Annotated in this window: 17 protein-coding genes; 9 read left to right on the forward strand and 8 right to left on the reverse strand. The window is 39.0% G+C overall.

Annotation, left to right across the window (positions count from 1 at the left end):
- The first annotated feature begins 1 nt into the window (after nt 1).
- The 5 genes from LVD15_RS10150 (at nt 2) to LVD15_RS10170 (ending at nt 6,959) form a co-directional block, all read left to right on the forward strand.
- Nucleotides 2-2,221 carry a DUF5682 family protein gene (locus LVD15_RS10150; RefSeq protein WP_233780170.1) on the forward strand — a complete coding sequence of 740 codons (2,220 nt, stop codon included), beginning with the start codon at nt 2-4 and terminating at the stop codon, nt 2,219-2,221.
- A complete protein-coding gene (locus tag LVD15_RS10155) occupies nt 2,214-3,398 on the forward strand; it encodes a VWA domain-containing protein (RefSeq protein ID WP_233780171.1) in 1,185 nt (394 codons plus the stop codon). The genes LVD15_RS10150 and LVD15_RS10155 overlap by 8 nt, the downstream gene beginning before the upstream one ends.
- 151 nt (nt 3,399-3,549) lie before the next feature.
- Nucleotides 3,550-4,338, forward strand: a complete 789-nt coding sequence (locus tag LVD15_RS10160; RefSeq protein WP_233780172.1) for a hypothetical protein — start codon at nt 3,550-3,552, stop codon at nt 4,336-4,338.
- Between the two features lie 472 nt (nt 4,339-4,810).
- Nucleotides 4,811-5,671, forward strand: coding sequence for a hypothetical protein (locus LVD15_RS10165; protein WP_233780173.1), 861 nt, complete (start codon nt 4,811-4,813; stop codon nt 5,669-5,671).
- A gap of 418 nt (nt 5,672-6,089) precedes the next feature.
- Complete coding sequence (locus LVD15_RS10170; RefSeq protein WP_233780174.1) at nt 6,090-6,959, forward strand: right-handed parallel beta-helix repeat-containing protein; 870 nt, start codon at nt 6,090-6,092, stop codon at nt 6,957-6,959.
- Between the two features lie 154 nt (nt 6,960-7,113).
- Here LVD15_RS10170 and LVD15_RS10175 read toward each other — a convergent pair whose 3' ends face one another.
- Nucleotides 7,114-7,956, reverse strand: coding sequence for an ankyrin repeat domain-containing protein (locus LVD15_RS10175; RefSeq protein ID WP_233780175.1), 843 nt, complete (start codon nt 7,954-7,956; stop codon nt 7,114-7,116).
- A 21-nt stretch (nt 7,957-7,977) separates the two neighbouring features.
- Nucleotides 7,978-9,153: a T9SS type A sorting domain-containing protein gene (locus tag LVD15_RS10180; RefSeq protein WP_233780176.1), complete on the reverse strand. Its 1,176-nt coding sequence runs from the start codon at nt 9,151-9,153 to the stop codon at nt 7,978-7,980.
- A gap of 917 nt (nt 9,154-10,070) precedes the next feature.
- Here LVD15_RS10180 and LVD15_RS10185 point away from each other — a divergent pair.
- The gene (locus LVD15_RS10185) at nt 10,071-10,226 is read left to right on the forward strand and encodes a hypothetical protein (RefSeq protein WP_233780177.1); all 156 of its coding nucleotides are present in this window, start codon (nt 10,071-10,073) and stop codon (nt 10,224-10,226) included.
- A gap of 353 nt (nt 10,227-10,579) precedes the next feature.
- Here the strand turns inward: LVD15_RS10185 and LVD15_RS10190 are convergent, their stop codons facing one another.
- From LVD15_RS10190 to LVD15_RS10200, 3 genes are all read right to left on the reverse strand, one after another.
- Nucleotides 10,580-11,491, reverse strand: a complete 912-nt coding sequence (locus LVD15_RS10190) for an IS1595 family transposase (protein WP_233775934.1) — start codon at nt 11,489-11,491, stop codon at nt 10,580-10,582.
- 338 nt (nt 11,492-11,829) lie between these two features.
- A complete protein-coding gene (locus LVD15_RS10195) occupies nt 11,830-12,702 on the reverse strand; it encodes an IS3 family transposase (protein ID WP_306416977.1) in 873 nt (290 codons plus the stop codon).
- Nucleotides 12,687-13,001, reverse strand: coding sequence for a transposase (locus LVD15_RS10200; RefSeq protein WP_233776495.1), 315 nt, complete (start codon nt 12,999-13,001; stop codon nt 12,687-12,689). Before LVD15_RS10200 ends, LVD15_RS10195 begins: the two co-directional genes overlap by 16 nt.
- 693 nt (nt 13,002-13,694) lie before the next feature.
- Here LVD15_RS10200 and LVD15_RS10205 point away from each other — a divergent pair.
- The gene (locus LVD15_RS10205; RefSeq protein WP_233780178.1) at nt 13,695-14,237 is read left to right on the forward strand and encodes a hypothetical protein; all 543 of its coding nucleotides are present in this window, start codon (nt 13,695-13,697) and stop codon (nt 14,235-14,237) included.
- A 72-nt stretch (nt 14,238-14,309) separates the two neighbouring features.
- On the opposite strand, the gene LVD15_RS10210 is transcribed toward LVD15_RS10205, so the two are convergent.
- The 3 genes from LVD15_RS10210 to LVD15_RS10220 all read right to left on the reverse strand — a co-directional run bounded on the left by LVD15_RS10210 (nt 14,310) and on the right by LVD15_RS10220 (nt 16,888).
- A complete protein-coding gene (locus tag LVD15_RS10210; protein ID WP_233780180.1) occupies nt 14,310-14,612 on the reverse strand; it encodes a type II toxin-antitoxin system RelE/ParE family toxin in 303 nt (100 codons plus the stop codon).
- Nucleotides 14,609-14,815 (reverse strand): hypothetical protein, encoded by a 207-nt coding sequence (locus LVD15_RS10215; protein ID WP_233780182.1) that lies wholly within the window; start codon nt 14,813-14,815, stop codon nt 14,609-14,611. The genes LVD15_RS10210 and LVD15_RS10215 overlap by 4 nt, the downstream gene beginning before the upstream one ends.
- A 291-nt stretch (nt 14,816-15,106) precedes the next feature.
- A complete protein-coding gene (locus LVD15_RS10220; protein WP_233780183.1) occupies nt 15,107-16,888 on the reverse strand; it encodes a sodium:solute symporter family protein in 1,782 nt (593 codons plus the stop codon).
- A gap of 300 nt (nt 16,889-17,188) precedes the next feature.
- Between LVD15_RS10220 and LVD15_RS10225 the strand changes: the two genes are divergently transcribed.
- Both LVD15_RS10225 and LVD15_RS10230 read left to right on the forward strand, forming a co-directional pair.
- Nucleotides 17,189-18,739, forward strand: a complete 1,551-nt coding sequence (locus LVD15_RS10225) for an Ig-like domain-containing protein (RefSeq protein ID WP_233780184.1) — start codon at nt 17,189-17,191, stop codon at nt 18,737-18,739.
- Between the two features lie 34 nt (nt 18,740-18,773).
- On the forward strand, nt 18,774-20,687 hold the full coding sequence (locus LVD15_RS10230; RefSeq protein WP_233780185.1) for an AAA domain-containing protein: 1,914 nt from the start codon (nt 18,774-18,776) through the stop codon (nt 20,685-20,687).
- Nucleotides 20,688-20,775 lie beyond the last annotated feature (88 nt).

Here is a 20,775-nt window from a genome sequence, read left to right on the forward strand (position 1 = left end):
TATGGCCATTCACGTTTTAGGCATACGGCATCATGGAGTTGGGTCAGCGCGACAGGTCAAAAAAGAACTGGAACGCTTGCAGCCTGACATCGTATTGGTAGAGGGACCACCTGAAATAGCCGAGGTTTTTGAATATGTGGGACATCCTGACCTAAAACCTCCTGTGGCCATAATGGTGTACAATAGCAATGTGCCTCAAGAGTCTACCTTTTATCCTTTTGCTGAATATTCACCGGAATGGGTAGCCATAGCTTATGCTAATGAGCATAAAATACCCGTTAAGGCCATTGACCTTCCGGCTAGTATTAGCTTTACCATGAGAAGGAAAGAGGCTAAAAATGAGCCATCCACACCTCCGCCGGAAGATCCACTTACACTCGTAGCCCAATCGGCCGGGTTTAAAAGTGGAGAAAGGTTCTGGGAACATCATTTTGAGCAATCTGCTGGCAATGAGCATTTTGAAAGTGTAATGCACGTGATGCAATCGCTACGTGAAGATGGCCTGGAGAGTGCCATGGATGCTGAGAACACACATCGTGAAGCGTATATGCGTATGCTTATTCAGGATAGTGTTAATGAAATGTATACCAACATTGCCATTGTATGTGGTGCCTGGCATGCTCCTACTTTGGTAGATCCTGCAGGGTATGCAAAAGAAGATAAGAAGGTGCTCAAAAAGCTGCCTAAAACTAAAACCAAGATCACCAGCACCTGGATTCCCTGGACTAATGACAGGCTCAGCATGCATTCAGGGTACGGAGCAGGTATATTCTCACCAGGATGGTATTCACATCTATGGCATAATACTGCCGAATATGAAATTCCCTGGCTCATTAAAGTGGCCAGCATGTTTCGGGAAAAGGGCATGGACATGTCTACCGCGCATGCTATTGAAGCTTTCCGCCTTGCTCGCAGTCTGGCTATTCTTAGGAATAATCATTATGTGTCGTTAGATGACTTAAATGATGCTGTGCTCTCCGTTATGTGTATGGGAGATGGCATATTGCTGGAACTGGTTAAAGACCAGCTCATTATTGGTGATGGCTTGGGAGAAGTGCCTGAAGACATGCCAAAAATGCCTCTTCAGGAAGACTTTGAACAGTCAGTAAAAAAGCTAAGACTTAAGCTTACAGCTGATCCTAAAGAGGTAAACCTCGATCTCAGAAAGCCCAACGATCTTGAGAAAAGCAAGCTCTTTCATCGGTTAGCCATTTTAGAAATTCATTGGGCCACACCCAGCTACTCCAGAGGTAAAGGTACCTTCAAAGAATCATGGCGACTGGAGTGGACAGTGGGCATGATGATAGAACTCATTGATAAAGCGTTTTTAGGAAACACCATTGCTTCGGCAGCTCAGGCAGTGCTGATCAAAAAAAGTAATGCAGCGCAAAAGGTAGATGATGTAGCTAAACTCATAGACCTGTGCATACCAGCGGCCTTGTTTGATGAACTGGATCATCTGTTAAACAAGGTGAATGAGCTGTCTAGTATTTCATCTGACATATTGGATCTGATGAAATCCTTACCACAATTGATCAATGTAGCTCGCTATGGCGATGTGCGAAATTCGGATATGGATGTGCTTGATCAGATCATACACCAGTTATTGATTAAGGTAAATGTTGGTTTGCCCAATGCAGTATATGGTTTAGATGAGGATAATGCTCTGGAAATGTTCGGCCAGATCACTGCGCTGCACCAGGCTATAAAAATCTACTCCAAACCGGAGGAAGAAGAACCCTGGTATTTTACCTTGCATCAGGTGCTCAATAAAGAAGATGTGCACAGTGTGATACTGGGCTGTGTTTGCCGGCTTTTGTTGGATAGTCAGCAGCTTAGTGAAGATGAAGCCGATATGTATATTTCCTATGCGCTCTCAGTTAACAATGATCCTATGGACGTGGCAGCCTGGATTGAAGGTTTCCTCAAAGGTAGCGGCTCTATTTTAATTTATGATAATCGTCTCTGGAACCTGGTTTTTGAGTGGGTAGAGTCCTTAGATAAGGATACATTCATTCAGCTGGTGCCCATGCTCAGAAGAACATTTTCAAAGTTTGAATATGCAGAAAGGCGTCAGCTAGGGCAGAAAGCCCGACAGGGACTCGCCAGTGATGAGCCGGCTACGACCTATAATACAGAGCAATTTGATGGTGAACTGGCCGATTCAGTGATACCTTATATTAGCAAATTCTTAACACCAAACAGCACTCACCATGAATAATGATGAATTAGAAATCCTGGAAAAATGGAGATTGATACTTGGTGGCGACGAGGCCGATGGTACGGAGGTAAAGCTCTCTGACCAAATGGATGGATTGGACCAGACGCTCTCTGCGCTGTATGAGTTTGAGCGCACTAAAAGCTTTGACTATGGAGCAGAAAAAGGTGCCGGAGGACAGGATAAATCGAACCCGGGAGTGGCCAGATGGCTGGGAGATATTCGTAAGTATTTTCCTAACTCCGTAGTTCAGGTGATGCAGAATGATGCTTTGAAATATCCTGATTTACAGAAGAAACTGATTTTTGAACCGGAAATACTGGAACAGGCAGAAGCCGATATTCATCTGGTGGCTACACTGATGCAACTGGGCAAGCTAATTCCTGCCAAAACCAAAGATACCGCCAAGAGAGTGGTTCAAAAAGTGGTAGATGAACTTATGGCCAAGCTAGAGCAAAAAACCGTTTCAGCTTTAAGTGGAGCTCTCAATAAATCAGCTAAGAAGTTTCACCCAAGGTATAATGAGATCAACTGGGATGCTACCATTCGGAAGAATCTTAAGCACTATCAGCCTGATTATAAAACCATTATACCTGAGGTGAGAATAGGATATGGAAGGAAGTCCAAAAGGTCATTAAAAGATATTGTGCTTTGCATAGATCAAAGTGGTTCCATGGGTACTTCCATTGTTTACTCTGGAATATTTGGCGCTGTAATGGCCTCCGTGCCGACTGTTAAAACAAAAATGGTGCTTTTTGATACTGATGTTGCCGATCTTACTGAAGACCTGAAAGACCCTGTAGATCTACTTTTTGGTGTGCAGATGGGTGGAGGCACAGACATTAACCTTGCCTTAAAATACTGTCAGGAACTAATAACAAAAGCTGATGACACTATTCTGGTGCTCATTACAGATTTGTATGAAGGCGGTAATGCCAAAGAAATGCTAAAAAGAGCACGGGACATGATAGAGTCAGGGATTCAGTTTATTTGTCTGTTAGCGCTAAACGATGAAGGCAGCCCCAGTTATGATAGCAATATGGCATCCAAACTATCGCAGATGGGCGCTCCGGTATTTGCCTGCACCCCAGATCAGTTTCCAGACCTCATGGCCGCAGCCATTCAAAAGCAAGACTTAAAGCAATGGGCCGGAGAGCATGAAATTGTATTGAAGGGGTAGGAGTGGTGAAGAATCGACGAGCTATTTTTGAGATCAAATGTCTGAACGGTTTTGCCTATGTCCTTATCTCCTATGCAAATGCCCAAACTTAGGTATTGAATATTACTAAATAAACTTACTCTTTAATAGAAGTACATAACATTAAAAACAAATGAAAAAATTAAACCTGCTATTACTAATAACACTATCCCTTCTGTTTTCTTGTAAGGATGATGATAGTACACCTGATGATGCCAGTGAGAAAGAAGCCATTAGTGCAAAATGGGTCGTAAATGATAATGACACATATCAATCATTTGAATTCAATAAAAGCTACACTTATATTGTTGTCAAAGTAGACCAAGTCAATGGTGCCCCGATAGTCTTGTTTGGCAACTATAATATTGTTGATAGTAAAACTGTCGAATTAGAGGATTTTGGAACCATTGAGATTGATGAGATCGATGATAATTCGATAAGTTTTGCACTTCAGGTAGATGGTGAAGATAAAGTTAATATCAGCGCTGCCAAGCAAGCTGAAATGAATAATTCCACCAGAACTGAATTATTATGCCGCACATGGCAAATGGTAACAGTTAATGGGGAAGAAGTGACAGGCACTGAATTTGATTTAACTGTATTATTTTCACAGGCAGGCACCTATTTTGTGGAGCTAGCAAATCCTGACGATGAAAATGAAGGAGGGCTAGCCAGTTGGAAATGGTATGATGACACTGAGACTCACTTTTTATATTCTTGGGGAGATCCTGCAGTATGGGATGAAGAGGATATCGTAGAGGTTGTTGAGCTAACAGACAATTCACTTAAAATACTAGAAATATATAGTAATGGCGATGAAGAGCTTTATGAAATGGCACCCGCTAATTCAAAATCGTCAAGGATAATGAGTAATGCTAGTGACAATAATATTAAGTTAAAAAGGGGATTTCTTAAACATTAAGAAAAACTCAAACAGTCGCTCGATTTCAACAGTCACCCGGTATGAGCCGGGCGACTGTTGAAATCGAGGCCTCTGGCCGGTTAGGTAAGGGTGAACAATATAGGATGTCAATTATTAATTAAATTTAAATTTTACCGGCATAGCCCATTTCAGATGGCTAATGATATTACTAATGCTAAGTCAGTAATGAAAATTAAAGCTTTTCAATTATCATAAGTCAGTGCAATTCCGGGTAGAGGTCTAAAGCAAAATGATCAAGTACTTCTCCTCCAAATAAGATAAGGAGATTTCTAAATTCACGATGTATGGTCAATGTTTCGTGATTGAGGTTGTAGGTGCTCCGATTAGGCTGGCTATTTTTATTAATAAATAATTGTATCTTGGGCTGCTATACTCAATCGCTCCCACTCAGTAGAGTCATATTTCATCTTAATTTTAATTTGTTGTGTAACATTATGAACTTCTCAGAAATATGTCATCTGTCAATCTTAGATTTTTCTTTGAAATCATTTCTTCTGAATTAGAAAGAATCGACACATCGGATCCTGATTCGAAACTTGTACTTAACCTTTCGCCTACTGACCAAAGTATTGTTTTAATAGCGGGGCTTGATTCGGAAACTTTAATTGATAAAGTTCAATTCGAAAGATACCTCAAATGTCGAATAAAAAAAGGAGACAAAATACCTTTCTTGAAATCATTAATTCAAAATGATATATCAAGTATCCTAGATACATTAAAAAACACACTTCTAGAAAGCATTGACCTATATTATCATTTTGAAGAGCTTCTTGACAGTACAAACCTTTTGGTCAATAACAATGATTGTGGCAATAAGGTAATTATCTCCAAAACTCCTAAAACCTCTCTAATAATTGGTCTTTTAAGTTCTTCAATCATAAAAATGATGTCCTCACTAGATATCGTTGTCAAATATTGTTACGCCCTTGAGGAGAAAGAAAACTTTAATTATAGTAAATATCATAAAATCAATAACAAAATTCTATTTGGAGACGCTAAACACTTGAAAAAAATTAAAGGAGTAACGGAAAGCATAAGCAACGTATCTAATGACATTCGCTTATTGGAAAACTTACGTAACGACTTTATACACAATAATTCCATAAATTCATTTAACAGAATCTATGTTAAAATTTTCAACAATAAAGTGATTGACAAATATATTTTAATTCCAGATTCTCAAGATGGACATTTCCTTAAATCGACGAATAGAAACCGTTTCTTCTCAAACGAAAATAAACTGAATGAGTTTGTTCCAAATGTTTACGAAGAGGTACTTAAAAAAGTGATTAACACTCTAAAGCAATATTAAACTTTACACTATGATTAGTACCAAACATTCGCTAGGACCCAACCTGGTCCAAGGTTTAATCTCTGGCGCAAGTGTCCACTTGTGCCTTTACTAATAGCCAACTGCTCCTACATTTAACTTCCGTTGCATAATACCAGCCCACTAACCTGCATATCTACAGCAATGCTCCTACTATTTGATTATTGACAGAATTGATCATGGTGGAATAGGTATAATTAAATGATTAAATATATTATTACCTGATAAGTCAATTATATTTAAAAATATCACTAAATTATATAAAGGCCCTTTGGCACTGAGTAGGTGTGATTTTACTATGGTGTTTAGAGGAGTTAAGCACAGCATTGAAATGAATCATAACATTAAAAATTAATACTATGTCATTAAATTAAATTTAAACCTAAATCAACTTAAACTCATGAAAAAAGTATTCACATTAATTTGTCTAGCAAGTGTATTGCTATTCAATTGTTCAGAAGAGAATGTTTCTCCTGATACTAAAGAAGTGTCTGCTGCAGGCGCTACTTATAATGTATCCTCTGAATCCGCACTACGGTCTGCTGTGGCTAATGCGCAGCCTGGAGATCAAATTAACGTTACTGGTACTATTTACTTAACCCAGACTCTGGAGCTTGCCAATAGTGGTACATCAAGTGCTAAGATCAACCTTACAGGAAATGGAACTTACCGAACCATTAACTGCTCGGGCGTAAGTGGCTGGGGTATTAAGTGCAATGCCAGCTACTGGAATATTTCCTGGCTAAATATAGAATACGCCGGTGATTGCGGATTGGTATTTCAATACGGAGGCTACAACTGGGTTAATAAATTACGAACCCGTGGTTGTGGAGATTCCGGTCTACAAATCTATAACAGCTCTCATCATAACAGTATTAATTATTCCACTTCATATGATAACTATGATGCAGGTAATGGTGGTGAAAATGCTGATGGTTTTGCTTGTAAACTTTCTGCCGGCCAAGGCAACCAGTTCTACAAATGTAACGCTTATAATAACTCAGATGATGGCTGGGATCTTTACGGTCAGCCTTATACTGTAGTTATGAATCACTGCCTGGCCAGAGATAATGGTTATGGATCTAATGGAGATGGCAACGGTTTTAAATTAGGTAGTGCTGGACAAAACGTGCCACATACCGTGACTAATTGTACTTCAAATAACAACCTTTCTTGGGGGTATGATGGTAATGGAAATACAGGCCACATTACATTAACTAATAGCGGTGGCTCAGGTAACGGTAAAGGCTTGTTTACAAGAATTTATTAAAATCATTTAAGTCAGATTGAGGTTTCTCGAAATCTTCGTTTTTTGAGTAGGGAGGTATTTCGAGTACCTCAATGTGACTTTTCTTTAGTTAATAAACCAGTTCAAAGTGACAGGCATTAATCAAGTAGACAGTCTTCCTTTTAGAGATCAACCTTCATTTGTGTTGTTTAAATACTTCGATTATTTCCTCGTTTTCAAGGTTGATAGCAATTTCATAAGCCGATTGTTCTTCAGGAATATTAGGATCAGCCCCTGATTCTAAAAGGAGTTTTACCATATCAGTATGCCTGTTTCTGCATGCCGCTATAAGAGGTGTGTTCTTATATTTATTGATATAATTCACATCTGCACCTTTGGAAATGAGAAGTTGACTGATGCTGTCTTTTCCTTGAATGGACATCATGAGGAGAATGCAATCATCCTCTGAGGTTTTGTAGTTGACATCGGCCCCTTGGTTAATCAGGGTTTTAGTGATTTCATAATTACCCCTTAATGCAGCATAGGCGAGAGGAGTGAGTCCTTCTTTGCTGGTGTCCTGCAAATGGGCTCCAGCTTCCGCATACATTTTGGCCAGTTCTGTAAACCCATAGCTGCTAGCATACATCAGTGGCGTTACATTTTCATCGTTTTTTACATTTACTGAGGCCCCTTTTTCCAGTAAATATTGTGCTACTTTCGGCCTGTTTTGCATAGATGCCATTAGCAATGCATTTTCACCATGACCTTCGCGTAAGTCTATATTAGCACCTTTATCAATCAGCCATATTGCCAAATCATCATGACCATAATAAATGGCCCATAACAATGGCGTATAACCGTGTGAGTCTGTTTTGTCAATCGTTTCTTGGGCAGTGGCGATATACTGTTGAATACAATCCATATCGTTTGACTTCGCATCTTCAATAATATCTCCACTGCAGGTGTGTGAACAGGATGATAAGTTGATCCATAATAAGGGCAGAAGTAAAAGTAAGGAAGTAATTTTTTCGGTATTCATATAATAAGGTAATTAGGTTGATTAATCTGTAATAATGATTTTTATAATTTTATTCACCCGAAAATCAGCACTCTGCACATGCATAAAATACATACCTTGATCTAATAATGATACTTGCACAGTGGCCTTTTCATGGGGGGTATTATTTAATTTTTGAGAAAGAATGAGTAATCCTTGAGAGTTGTATATTTTTAAATCTATTTTATCCAGATAAGGAGGCCACTTTAAGTTTATTACATCATTTGCGGGGTTGGGAAAGGCGGTGATAAGACTGCTTTCCGTTTGATCCCAACCAATACTTTTTAAGACATGATTAGTTCTTTCATCTATTTCATGAAAATAAGTGCCTGGATCAAAAAAAGGCCTCATTAGCGTGTTCGAAGTGTTTTCATCATGATCCCAATGGCTCAGGCTTACGCCTGAAGAAAAAGTGATCGGGCTATAGCATTTCCAATAGGAATCATTATCGGAAGTGTTACTAATGAAAATGTCACCCTCAGAAAGAAGGTCTTCCAGTAATTGTGGCGATTCGTAATTGATTAAACGAGTATGGTCCCCGGTCATCAGTAGGCGATCGAATACACTGAAACTTTCGTCAGTAGAAAATATCACGCCCTCAGGAGTTTGCTCTGCACTGGAAATGAAGCCCATGCCGTGGGTGATTTCATGGAGCAAAATAGTGTAGAGATCGATTTGGTTAGAATCACATTTACCATCAATTCCGAAATACCAGTTAATACCTGCGTTGAGCTTAATCTCAATTTCAAAATCATCTGGATTATTAAGTTCTTTTCCAGCTAATTTTTCAGCTAAAGCAATGGGATACCATATGTTGTTGGGAGTGTTGGTGCTGAAATTTCTAATAAATGAAGATGGCCTTGTCAGAGCCATGAAATTACCTGTTTCTGCCCACTCAAGGCTTATCTTGATGGGGGTGTTGGTAGTTACCTGAGCGTTCCATTTTGAGAGAACACTTTTAATTGCCGGCAGTGCCTCTGCTGGGCTATAGAGGGTAACTGCCCTGAAATTACCAACGGTTATTTCCTCTGAAACCGCAGTAGAAGGCTTTCTATTAACAGTTTGCACTTTGGAGCAGCTTATCCATTCACCAACACGCGAATTCTGAGCCGCTGTCCATTGCGGCAGCAGTATAATCAATAATAAAATCACCCCTATGGAGCTAACTCGTAATGGCATAATTAGGTTGAATAATGCTGTTGGGAGTTTTACTACTAGAAAAAATCAAAAATATTCCCCTATTAAAGATAATGAATTAACCCGGACTCTACGATTATTAAGTGGGTTGTTTGAGTGGTGTTGAGAGTATGGTATGATTCACGCAAATTGCTTTAATTCATCAGCGGTTCCTCATAAGGAGCTTCCGCTATATATTTTGCGGAAGCAAGTTTTACTACTTAATCATATAAATGAAAAGTATAAATTTGAGCCATTCTAAATGGTAGGTCTTCAGGTATAACTTATCAATACGTTTTTGTGTAATGGGGGATTTTCGAATATAGAATGAAGAATATCGTTTTAATAAAAAGCCTTTTGAAGCTTATGGCAGTGAGTGGATTTATCTGTAGTTGTAATAACTGCAGCTGCCCAGAAGTATCAAGTGCGCTGATAGGAAGGTACGAGCAGATAGAACGTGATTAAAGTAAAGAAGAAAGCGGAAAAGAGGAATACATTGATATCATTAACGATTGTACTTATGTTCATATCCTCCAAAAGGATACAATAGACTATAAGTTTAAGGCGTCATGGGACTATGATCCTATAAAGTGCAAAGTCTATTTATATAATTTTAATTATGTATATGAGAGATATCCAGGTCAGACAGCTTATGGAACCGAGGGATTAACCAAATATCATTATTGCAATAGCTATTTACGAATATCAAATGAGTATTTAGAATATAGAAAAATGAATTGACGATTAACCCTAATCTGGTCCAAGACTTAAACTCTGGCGCAAGTGTCCACTTGTGCCTTCTACGTTGAGAAGGTCTTTTTTCATTTAGCAGGGCACGTCAGCTATCTAATACAGGAGTAGTCTTAGCATATTATTTTTAAAGTTTGGATATTAACCAGGCATTACAAATGCCTGGGGAGATGTGGTCGCAATGCAATTGCGACCTAGCTGGTATTGATGAATATTTAACGGACTATTATATATCTATGAGTGACTTGGGGTATACGGTTAATGATTTTGAATTGTTGGTTAATAGTTTAAGTGAAGCAACTAATCAAAAAGAGGAAGAAGAATGAGGATAACAATCAAAAAATATGAATTGAGCATTAGTAAAAGCTTTTTTTTTAAGTCATTAGATAATAAGCAATTGTTAGCGGTGCCTATAAAAGGAACAGAGAATTATAAGATAAAAGCTCAAAATATAGGAACACCTGGTGTTTATCCCCTGGTTAATTTAAGGTGTGAAGGTGATAATTTGATTGTCACTTTTTATTACCCCTTAAGTAAAGTTTTAATATGGCTATTTTTAAACTTTTTTTTGTTCATTTGTTTGTTGGCCTTCATCAAAGAGGTGATTTTCGCCTCTCTACTTCTATTCTGTTTTATTGTAGCATTGAATATGTTCAATTTTTTATATGATTATCCGTAATTAGTCATATGCTGTAATGTTAGCTATAACGAGCCTATCAAAGAGCTTATCACCAAAGTATCGTCTATTGAGTTTGTAAACAAACTCATCGAGATACAATTGAAGGTACTTTCCTTTAATCTTATGGTAGTTCCCTAGAAATGTTCTTTTGGCATTGCTAATGGTGATATGCACCCATTTAAGTGTCTCGTTAGTGGTTTGCTTATTAGATTTCTCAGTAATGTGAAGCTCTATATAATCAGCAATGTTAACATAGGAAGTGCTTTGGTCTGAAAAAACAATACTTTGTTCATCAATGGATGATTGTAATACATGATCTACTTCCTGTGAACTGTGGCCTTTAAGTACTTTAGCTTTGAAATAACGACATTGGCGTTCTTTTTTTCCTGTTTCCAAGTCTTCTAAAGGAGTAGATTCAGCCATTACTGCTACATTTTGTTTTCCTGCCGCTCCTCTACCTCTTTTCCCTTTATTCTTCTCGATCTCAGTTGATTCCACTGTAAAATAGCCCTCATCCATCTCAATCATTCCCTCTAAAGTGTATCTGGAATCTCGATTTCCCATGGCTTTTCTCAGTTTATGAACCATTGCCCATACGGGCTCATATCGTTTCAATCCCAATTGCTTCTGAATCTCCTTGCTGGAAAAACCTTTTTTGGTAACACTCATTAAAAACATTGTTTTGTACCAAACCAGAAAAGAAAGGTTAGAGTCTTGCATGATCGTGCCGCTACGTAAAGAAGTTCTACTTCGGCAAGCTTTACACTCATAGCTCCATCGGCTTTTTATCCAATAATGCTGATCATGACCGCAACGGTGACATATAACTCCTAACTTGTCTCGTTCTCCTTTAAAATGCTCTCTGCATGATTGTTCATCACTGAAGTGGGTAGTGAAACTGAATATATCCATACACTAATTTAATACTTTTTTTACATTATGGGTAATTACGGATAATCATAATTTTTTATTGCTGAAAGCTTTTTTCAAAGGAATTAAAATTTCAGAAAGATGATTTCCCGTAGTCCTCGTTCCCGCCATGCTTTGCATAGTGGTTTGCCCGTTGTTCCGCATATGTCCTTAACTGTTGGCGCGCTGTTTTCAACGCGTGCCATTCTCTAGCTGTTAAGTCGCTCGGTTCTTACCGCTTGACCACTATTTCTGAAGCCTCTGGCCGGTTAAGTAGAGATGCATTTGCATAACAAAGTCTAACAAATAGGTGGATTTGCAACAAAAAACTGGACAATAAGTTAAGCACATTTTGAATAGTTATGGTTATTAAATTGTTCAGGCGTCTTATATCCTAAGTACGAATGTTTTCTTTTTCTATTATACCATATTTCTATAAATTCGAACAGGTCATTCTTGGCCTGAAGAATACTATAGAAATTGGTATGTTTGACCAGTTCTGACTTCAGTATCTTAAAGAAGTTTTCTGCCACAGCATTATCCCAGCAATTACCTTTTCTACTCATGCTTTGTTGTATACCCTTACTTTTGAGGTGATCTGAAAAAGAATAGGTGGCATACTGCACTCCCCGGTCGGAATGAAATATTAATTGGTTTGTTATTGGCCTATTAATTAAAGCCATTCTCCAGGCTGGCCATATTGTATCATGGCACGCCATAGACCTACTCAATGACCATCCTATAATCTTTCGATCGTACAAATCCATAATGATGGTTAAATACATCCAACCTTGACCAGTGGGGATGTATGTAATATCAGAGACCCATTTATGCCCCGGAAGGTTTGCCTGAAAATCTCTGTTTAATAGGTTTTTAGCTACTGGATAGTTGTGTCTTGATTGGGTGGTAGTTCCTCTGAACTTTCTGCAAATAATACTTCTAATGCCCTGGTTACGCATGATCCTGGCCACTCTGGGGCGAGAGATACGCCAACCCAGGTCTCGTAACTCCTCGGTGATCTTCGGGCTACCATACCTTCCTCTGCTATTGCTGTGTATAGTCCTGATATATGCGGATACCTTTTCATTCTCCAACTTTCTCATTGATGGCCTTCTGTTGCTCCAATTATAGAAACCACTTCTACTGACTTTAAGTACTTTACACATCCTCTCAACACCAAATCTGTGGTTGTATTCCTTTATGAACCGGAATATTTGTTGTCTCCCTTGGAGAAGATGCTTACTGCCTTTTTTAAAATATCCCTTTCTAGTTGGGCTTCACGCAGTTCTCGTTTTAAACGGGCTATCTCCTTTTGTTCTGAGGTTAAATTCTGATTACCATGACCTGAAAAACTACCTTCTTTGTACTCATTGTATTCACGTTTCCATCGGGTAACCAGCTCAGTCCTTAAACCAAGCTCATCAGCTACTTCTCTTGTACTTTTTCCTGACAGGCACAGGTTCACTGCCATCTGTTTAAACTCCTTGTCAAACTCTCTTCTTGCTCTTTTCATATTTAGTAAATTTAACTCAAAAGCGCTTAACTTACTGTCCAATCAAATGTAGCAGGTCCAAGGTTATGTCAAGTCAGTCTTTGCGCATTCCATTCAGTTACATGTTTTGAACGGTCAGTGCAATATCGGCCAGAGGCCTAAAGCATTATGATCACTCGTCTGGAGCCAAGCGATTGTTTTGGGTACGACGAGTTGGGAAAAGCAGGCTTTCACACATACGAATTGGCAAATAAAAGCCGTCATTCCTGAATTATGGAGCATAGTGCAATGGTATCAGGAATCTCACTGTTCGGTTAGTGCTACCTGAACAGTGAGATCCCGGCTCTTCACTTCGTTGCGGCCGGGATGACGTTATAGAGTTATGACTAATCACTCAACCTGTTCCAAAGACCTAAACTTTGGCGCAAGTGTCCACTTGTGCCTTTCACGTAAGCAATTGAGGAAAATCTTGATTATTTAAACTTTGATCCTGTAGAATCGGGAGAAGTTGATGGGCCTTGTCGTTATCTTTATAGCTCAGCTAGCGACTGAGTAGGAGATTTGGCGTAAGTTTAATGAGATGAAGCAGTACCACCATGCAGAGCATGGCGGGAACGGAGATATATGGATCATTGCCCATGCTAAAGGTCAGTTTGGACAGGAATAAGTGTTCCTGAAAGGTTGGCTCTAAACAAGATAGTATTAGATTAGGGCATGAATTGTAAATATAAAATTAAGGAATTGATATTGTTATGCTTTTTGGCGCTTCAAGGGTGCTCTAATGGGCAGCCAGATCAAAACGTATTAAATGACCATAAGTATTCTGTAATGATTTTACATGGCATTGAAAGAAGTGTTATAGAAAAAGAAATGAGTTTAGCTTCTGAAAAAGGCGCTAAAGAATTAGTAAGTACATTAAGTGATATCAATGAATTTAATGATAAGCTAATAGAACAGGCTGGAGGTATTAAATCAGAAGGATATTTTCCTGCAATTAGTTATCCAAATAACAGAGGAAGTGTTGCTAAAAATCTAATGCAAACGTATAATTTCCAATTGCTTCTTGAAAATTATTTGTCACTTCAGTTGTTGAACGGGCGAATTGATAAGGAGCAGCATAAGACATTGATAAGTGTGCTGCACAATTATTTAGATAAAAATAATGGTATTTTAAAACCAAGTACAATAGAAAAGGGAAAGATTAGTGATGTTATAGTACATATATTATTATTGGAAATGTGGCTTACTGATTTATAATTTTATTAACCCAATCTGGTTCAAGATCATCAACTCTGGGCAAGTGTCCTTTTCTGCTAATTGAAGTAAGTTTTATTTTTCCATTTTCCACTTTTTGGAGTCTTTTGACGTGTGAAATACCGCAAGGATAAGGATGGAATTTGTGGCTTCATTCACTCTAAAATGAATGCCAAATGGGAATTTTTTCAAGAAGAAAACCCGGATGCTGTCATACCGAATTTGAGTTTTAAAAGGGTTACTGCGGATGCTTTCTACGGCTTTTAAAATATGCTTTTCGAAACGAAGCCCTAGATTATCGTTTTTGTCTTGGTACCAAAGAAACGCTTCTCGGATATCTGCTTCAGCAGCCTCGGCAATAGAAACAGAGTAGTTCACTTTTCGAAGAGATCCTCTTTAGCATCTTTCCAATTCCGTGTTTTCATGTCTTGTTTATCAACTAGTTGCATTCTTCTGTGTACTTCATCTTTTTGCCATTGAGGTGTTCCATCTTCCTGATTAATAGAAACGTAATTCAATGTTTTGATGAATTTAAGAAAAGTATCATACTTGCTGTCTTGTATATCTAGTGTGATCTTCATGATTAATAAATTATAGATTGTTATAAAATATAGATAAATATATTTTTAGCGGTTTCAACCTGGTGAAAAGTCTAATTTTAAGTAAATCAATGATTAAACTGTCTATGTACTTTTCCTTATTGTAATAATGAATGTTTTGTACAAACAAATATATATAATTAATCGATCCCGATCATTTTTAATTGGCTTAGTAATGCATGCTTTGAAGTCGCAATCTTTTCCAAAGACCTAAACTCTGGCGCAAGTGTCCACTTGTGCTCTTTACGATCCACTCCTGCCTCATCCCACATTCTAACTTGATAATTTCTTCCACATATAAATCAGCCATCCGAAGCCGGCAGCAGAAATTAGAGTGAGTATAATGGCTACGCTCGTTCTGCCATAGATAAAATAGCCAGTGGCGAACAGGGCACTAAATACGGCTATGGTTCCTATGAATACACTTAGAATCTCAAGGGTTAAACTGTGCTTTTCTTTTTCTATAATAATTCCTTCTTCAGCTACAGCTTTTTTTACTTTAGCCCAGCCCGGGCCTGCTGGCCGTACTTTTACATAGAACTGAACCAGTTGTTTCATGTCAGTTTCTCTAGTTAGGAAAGTTACAATCAACCAGACCACAGTAGTTACGGCTACACCTATTATTAGTCTTTCCCAGCCAGCTAGTGGAGCAAAGCCAATGGCCTCATGAATAAGCTCAAAATAGATAGCCATAAAAAAGGATATAAACATGCCTGCTAGTTCGGTGAAGGCATTAATTCGCCACCAAAACCACCTTAAAATAAAGATGAGTCCCGTTCCTGCTCCTATGGTGAGCAATATTCTGAAAGCCTGAATGGCGTTTTCTAAATAGAGCGCTAGTATGGCCGAAAATACCATCAGCACTACCGTAGATATTCTGCCTACGTTTACTAAAGCCTTATCTGAGCTCTCGGGGTTCACAAAGCGTTTATAAAAATCGTTAACCACATAACTGGAACCCCAGTTAAGGTGCGTGGATATGGTAGACATAAATGCAGCAATTAATGAAGCTATAACCACTCCCAGCAAGCCATGCGGCAGATAAGTGAGCATGGCAGGATAGGCCAAATCATTTTTAATGATGCCCGGTGCTACATTAGGAAATGCTGCCTGAATAGACTCCAGGTTAGGAAATACTATTAAAGAGGCCAGTGCTATCAATATCCAGGGCCACGGTCTTAGGGCGTAGTGTGCTACGTTAAAAAACAAAGTGGCACCGATAGCATTTTTCTCATCTTTGGCAGAAAGCATACGCTGTGCTATATAGCCACCACCGCCAGGTTCTGCTCCCGGGTACCAAACGCTCCACCACTGTACGGCTAGTGGTATTACAAAAAGAGGAACCAGCGTTTCTGTTTTAGTGAAGTCAGGCAATATGTCTAGCTTAGTGGCTACTACCTCATGAGAAAGCATGTTGCTGAGTCCGCCTACCTCGGGTAAGTTTATGATTACGTAAGAGGCCCATACAGAGCCAATCATAGCTATAATAAATTGAACAAAATCAGTGATCAATACCCCTTTTAGTCCACCAAGGGAGCTATATATTACCGTTACTACTGAAGCTATTAATAAGGTTTGTACCGGAGTAAGGTCTAGCAGCACGCCTCCAATTTTAATGGCGGCGAGGCACACGGTGGCCATAATCATGATATTGAAAAACACACCCAGATAAATGGCTCTAAAGCCTCTCAGAAAAGCCGCTGTTTTGCCGCTATATCGCATCTCATAAAACTCAAGGTCGGTAAGCACTTCGGAGCGGCGCCATAGCTTGGAGTATACAAACACGGTGAGCATGCCGGTGAGCAAAAAGGCCCACCATTCCCAGTTTCCTGAAACACCATTTTCTCTTACTATGTCTGTTACTAGGTTCGGGGTGTCAGCAGAAAAGGTGGTGGCCACCATAGATACCCCCAGGAGCCACCAGGGCATTTCACGACCAGAGAGAAAAAATTCTGATACGCTGGAGCCAGCCTGTCGGGCTACCCAGATACCAATAAAAAGAGAGACAGCAAAAAAAGCAATTATGAAGAGCCAATCAACGGGTTCTAGTATCATTTAAGTAATTTTAGGTAAGGTGATGTTAGGTTTATGAAAAATAAAATCAAGAAAAATTTCTTCCAATATAACCTCAAACTAACGAAGAACAATGCCGTCTGTATAAATAATCTGCTCCATGTCAGGCCTACTTTTTTGAGTATGAATTAAAATATTGCAACTTCACAGCACACAAACACATGCTTGTGTATGATTATATTGAGAATAAAATAACTTTTTCAGATTAAGGTATTAAAAAAATTCAATTCGATTTATTTGACAATATTTCGTTTATAAATTTGCAGGTAAATGACTCTCATAATGAAAGTAACTTATTCGGTCTTATTGGTTTTCGCTGTATTATTTGGTACAAAGGTTCAAGCTCAGGAGTTTATTTTCCCCAGTGACCCAGACTGGAATATACTAGAAGAAGGAGACTCCCTATCTTTTACATTGAAAGTGGAAGGAGATACCAGTTATGATTATAAATTCTCTGTTTATGGAGATCGTGGATTAGAGCTACATTTAGATTCTCTAGGAAATTTCAACTGGGTGCCATCTTATGATTTGGTAGATCGGGTAACGGAGAAACAAGAGTTTAGCGTAATATTTGAAGCCATTTCCAGTACAGGAAATAAAATAAGGAAAGAAATTCCCTTTACAGTTATGCATAAAAACAGGCCGCCATCTATTGGTGAGCTGCCCGTGTTTTATGTAAGACAGTACTCAGAAAATGAGTTCAATCTCAAGCAGCTGGACCAAATCAATGATCCTGATGATGATCCTATTGTTTTCAAATCTATTTTATCAGAAATGCCCGAAGGAGCATCACTTTCTGAGTTAGGAATATTTAGCTGGAAACCATCTAGAAATCAGTTTAGAAGCATAAGAAGAGAACATTTAAAAGTGCATTTTCTGGTGCAGGATCAGCCAGAAAAATCAGAAACAATGGGTACGCTTATCATAGCACCTACTCAGCTGGATTTACCTCCAGAAATACTCATGGTACCGAATGACACCTTAGTAACCATGAAGGAAGATGAAGTGCTTAACCTTAATTTTTACGTTTCTGATCCTAATGGTGATGATAATATCAGAGATGTATCCTTTGTGTCTAATGACTTGAGAATCCCTAAAAGTGGACTTACCAGTAATACCGCTACGCAGTGGGAGTTCACCTGGACTCCGGGCTATGACTTTGTGGGAGAGCAAGAGCGTTCTGTAACTGTAGAGATCGTTTTTTATGTGTTAGACGAAAGTAATAAAAGAGCAGAGAAAAGTCTGAAGGTGGAGGTGCTTGACACTGAGAACCTGGAGCAGAAAGATAAAAGGCTTTATGCCAAATATAAAACTATGCTTATCCAGACCATGGATATGATTGATCAGCTAGACGAAAATCAGAAGAATCTTAACAAGCAGCTGAAGAGAGCCAAGAAAGGCAAAAGACACAGATCTATTGTTAACGCATCTTTAGGAGCGGTTACTGGTATTAGCCCTGTGTTTATGGAAGACAATAGCAAAGACTATGTTACCGGAGTAGGCGGTACGGCCGTACTTACCTTGGGTACGCTGGAGGCTACTGAAGTATTAGGTAAGTCAAAAGATGATATTCTGGAAAGACTAAAACTAAATATTGACATCAGAAATGCATTACAGGCAGAAGGTGATCAATTTGCCAGAAAATATGCTTTGCGCTCTCAAAGAAGAGATAAGAACTTTTTTAATGATGTTGATAAGCTGAAAGCACAGCTTAATAATAAGAAGATGATCCTGCTGGAACTGGATGCCAGCTGGGAAAACCCTACAAAACCCTCAGATAAGAACCTGAAAAAGCAGTTTCCTGATTTTAACAATGAAGGATTTGAAGACTAGGAATGCAGCGGCTTTTTCTATCTAAAATGTATGAATGACTGACGATTTCAAACACCTGGCAGCGCTCCTTAAAAAGGAAAAGGAAGAGGATCTGCTGCAGTATAAACTAAAAATGACGGGCACTTCTTTTAATGAAAGAAGGAAGCAAGGCGTGTGTTGGTATCCTGTGTTTTTAGACCGAACCAAGTTTGATGCAGGAGAAAGATTGGTAGTGAAAGTCTCCCGACCCAAGGAGCATACTGAGTCTCACATGTTTTCATCAGGAAAGTTAGTAAGTCTGTTTTCTACCGCAGGGGATAACAGTGAGACTGAAGAGACTGTAAGCGGAGTGGTTAATTATGTGAATAAGCAGGAAATGATGATCACGCTTAACCATGATTTTGCTCCTGACTGGCTGAGAGATGGGAATTTGGGCGTGCAGCTCCTATTTGATGAGAGTTCTTATCGGGAAATGGAAAAGGTGTTGAAATACCTGGCTAAAACCGATTCAGGCAGAATAAATCAGTTAAAGAAAATACTCCTTGGTGGTAGTGAGGCGGGGTTTAAGAAATTAGATCAGCTTAACAGCCCGGGTCTAAACCCAAGCCAAAATGATGCTCTCAATTTAGTGAACAGAGCGCAGGATGTAGCCATAATCCATGGCCCTCCGGGAACTGGTAAAACTACTACGCTCATAGAAGCCATACTTCAAACGCTCAAGCAAGAGCGGCAAACGCTGGTTTGTGCGCCTAGTAATGCTGCGGTAGATTTATTGGTAGAAAAGCTGGGCGAACATGGCGTAAATGTGTTGCGCATTGGTCATCCGGCCAGGGTTACGGAAGAAACACTCAGTAAAACGCTAGATGTGAAGGTGGCGCATCATCCGGATTATAAAGAGCTGAAAAACTTAAAGAGAAAGGCCGAAGAATACCGAAGTCTGGGTAAGAAATACAAACGCAATTTTGGCCATGCCGAAAGACAGCAGCGCCGTATGTTGTTAGATGAAGCTCGCAGCCTTAAAGATGATGCCGATCAGCTGAGTTATTATATTACCAATGATATTTTAAATAAGTCTCAGGTGATAGCTTGTACACTGGTTGGAGCCAGTAACAATGTTATCAAAGGTATTTCTTTCAATACAGTTTTTATTGATGAAGCTGCTCAGGCACTGGAGCCCGCTTGCTGGATTCCCATCATTAAAGCTGAAAGAGTGATATTTGCGGGAGATCATCAGCAGTTGCCGCCTACCATAAAATCATTCCAGGCAGCGAAAGAGGGACTGGAAGTCACCCTTTTTGAAAAGGCCATTAAAAATAATAAGGCCGATGTAATGCTCAAAGAGCAATATAGAATGCATACTGATATTATGAATTTCTCCAGTAGCATTTTTTATAATAATGAACTCATAGCCAATAAAAATGTGGCTTCCTGGACGGTTTTTGAAGGAGACCTTGCCGTAGAATTTATAGATACTGCGGGTTGTGGATATTTTGAACAGGTAGATCCGGAAAGCAAAAGTTCTTTTAATAAGGAAGAAGCTGAATTACTCGGTACACATCTGAAGCAATATATTGAGCAAATAGAGGCTGTTGGTAAAATTGATGAGGTGGAAAGTGTGGGGGTAATAGCGCCTTATAAAGCACAAACCGGTGCGTTAGTAGATCACCTATTAGACAATAAACATTTGCCGGAATCAATTATTGATAAAACAGATATTAATACCATCGACTCATTTCAGGGGCAGGAAAGAGACATTATTTACATTACCCTGGTAAGGTCTAACGAGAAGGGCGAAATAGGCTTTTTGTCAAATACCCGTAGAATGAATGTGGCTATGACCAGAGCTCGTAAGAAGCTGGTAGTAATAGGAGACAGTGCTACCATCGGTCAGCATGAGTTTTATGCGGCCTTTTTAGACTATGTAAATGAAATTGGCGCCTATAAAAGTGCCTTTGAATATATTTATTAATTGAAAAGAGGTTGTACCAAAAGTGAATCATAAAGAGTATCAATATGACGCTCATTAAAGAAGTGACTACTTTTGATACAACCGTCTT

Origin of the sequence: Fulvivirga maritima, assembly GCF_021389955.1 — a bacterium.
In the GTDB taxonomy this organism is placed as follows: Bacteria; Bacteroidota; Bacteroidia; order Cytophagales; family Cyclobacteriaceae; genus Fulvivirga; species Fulvivirga maritima.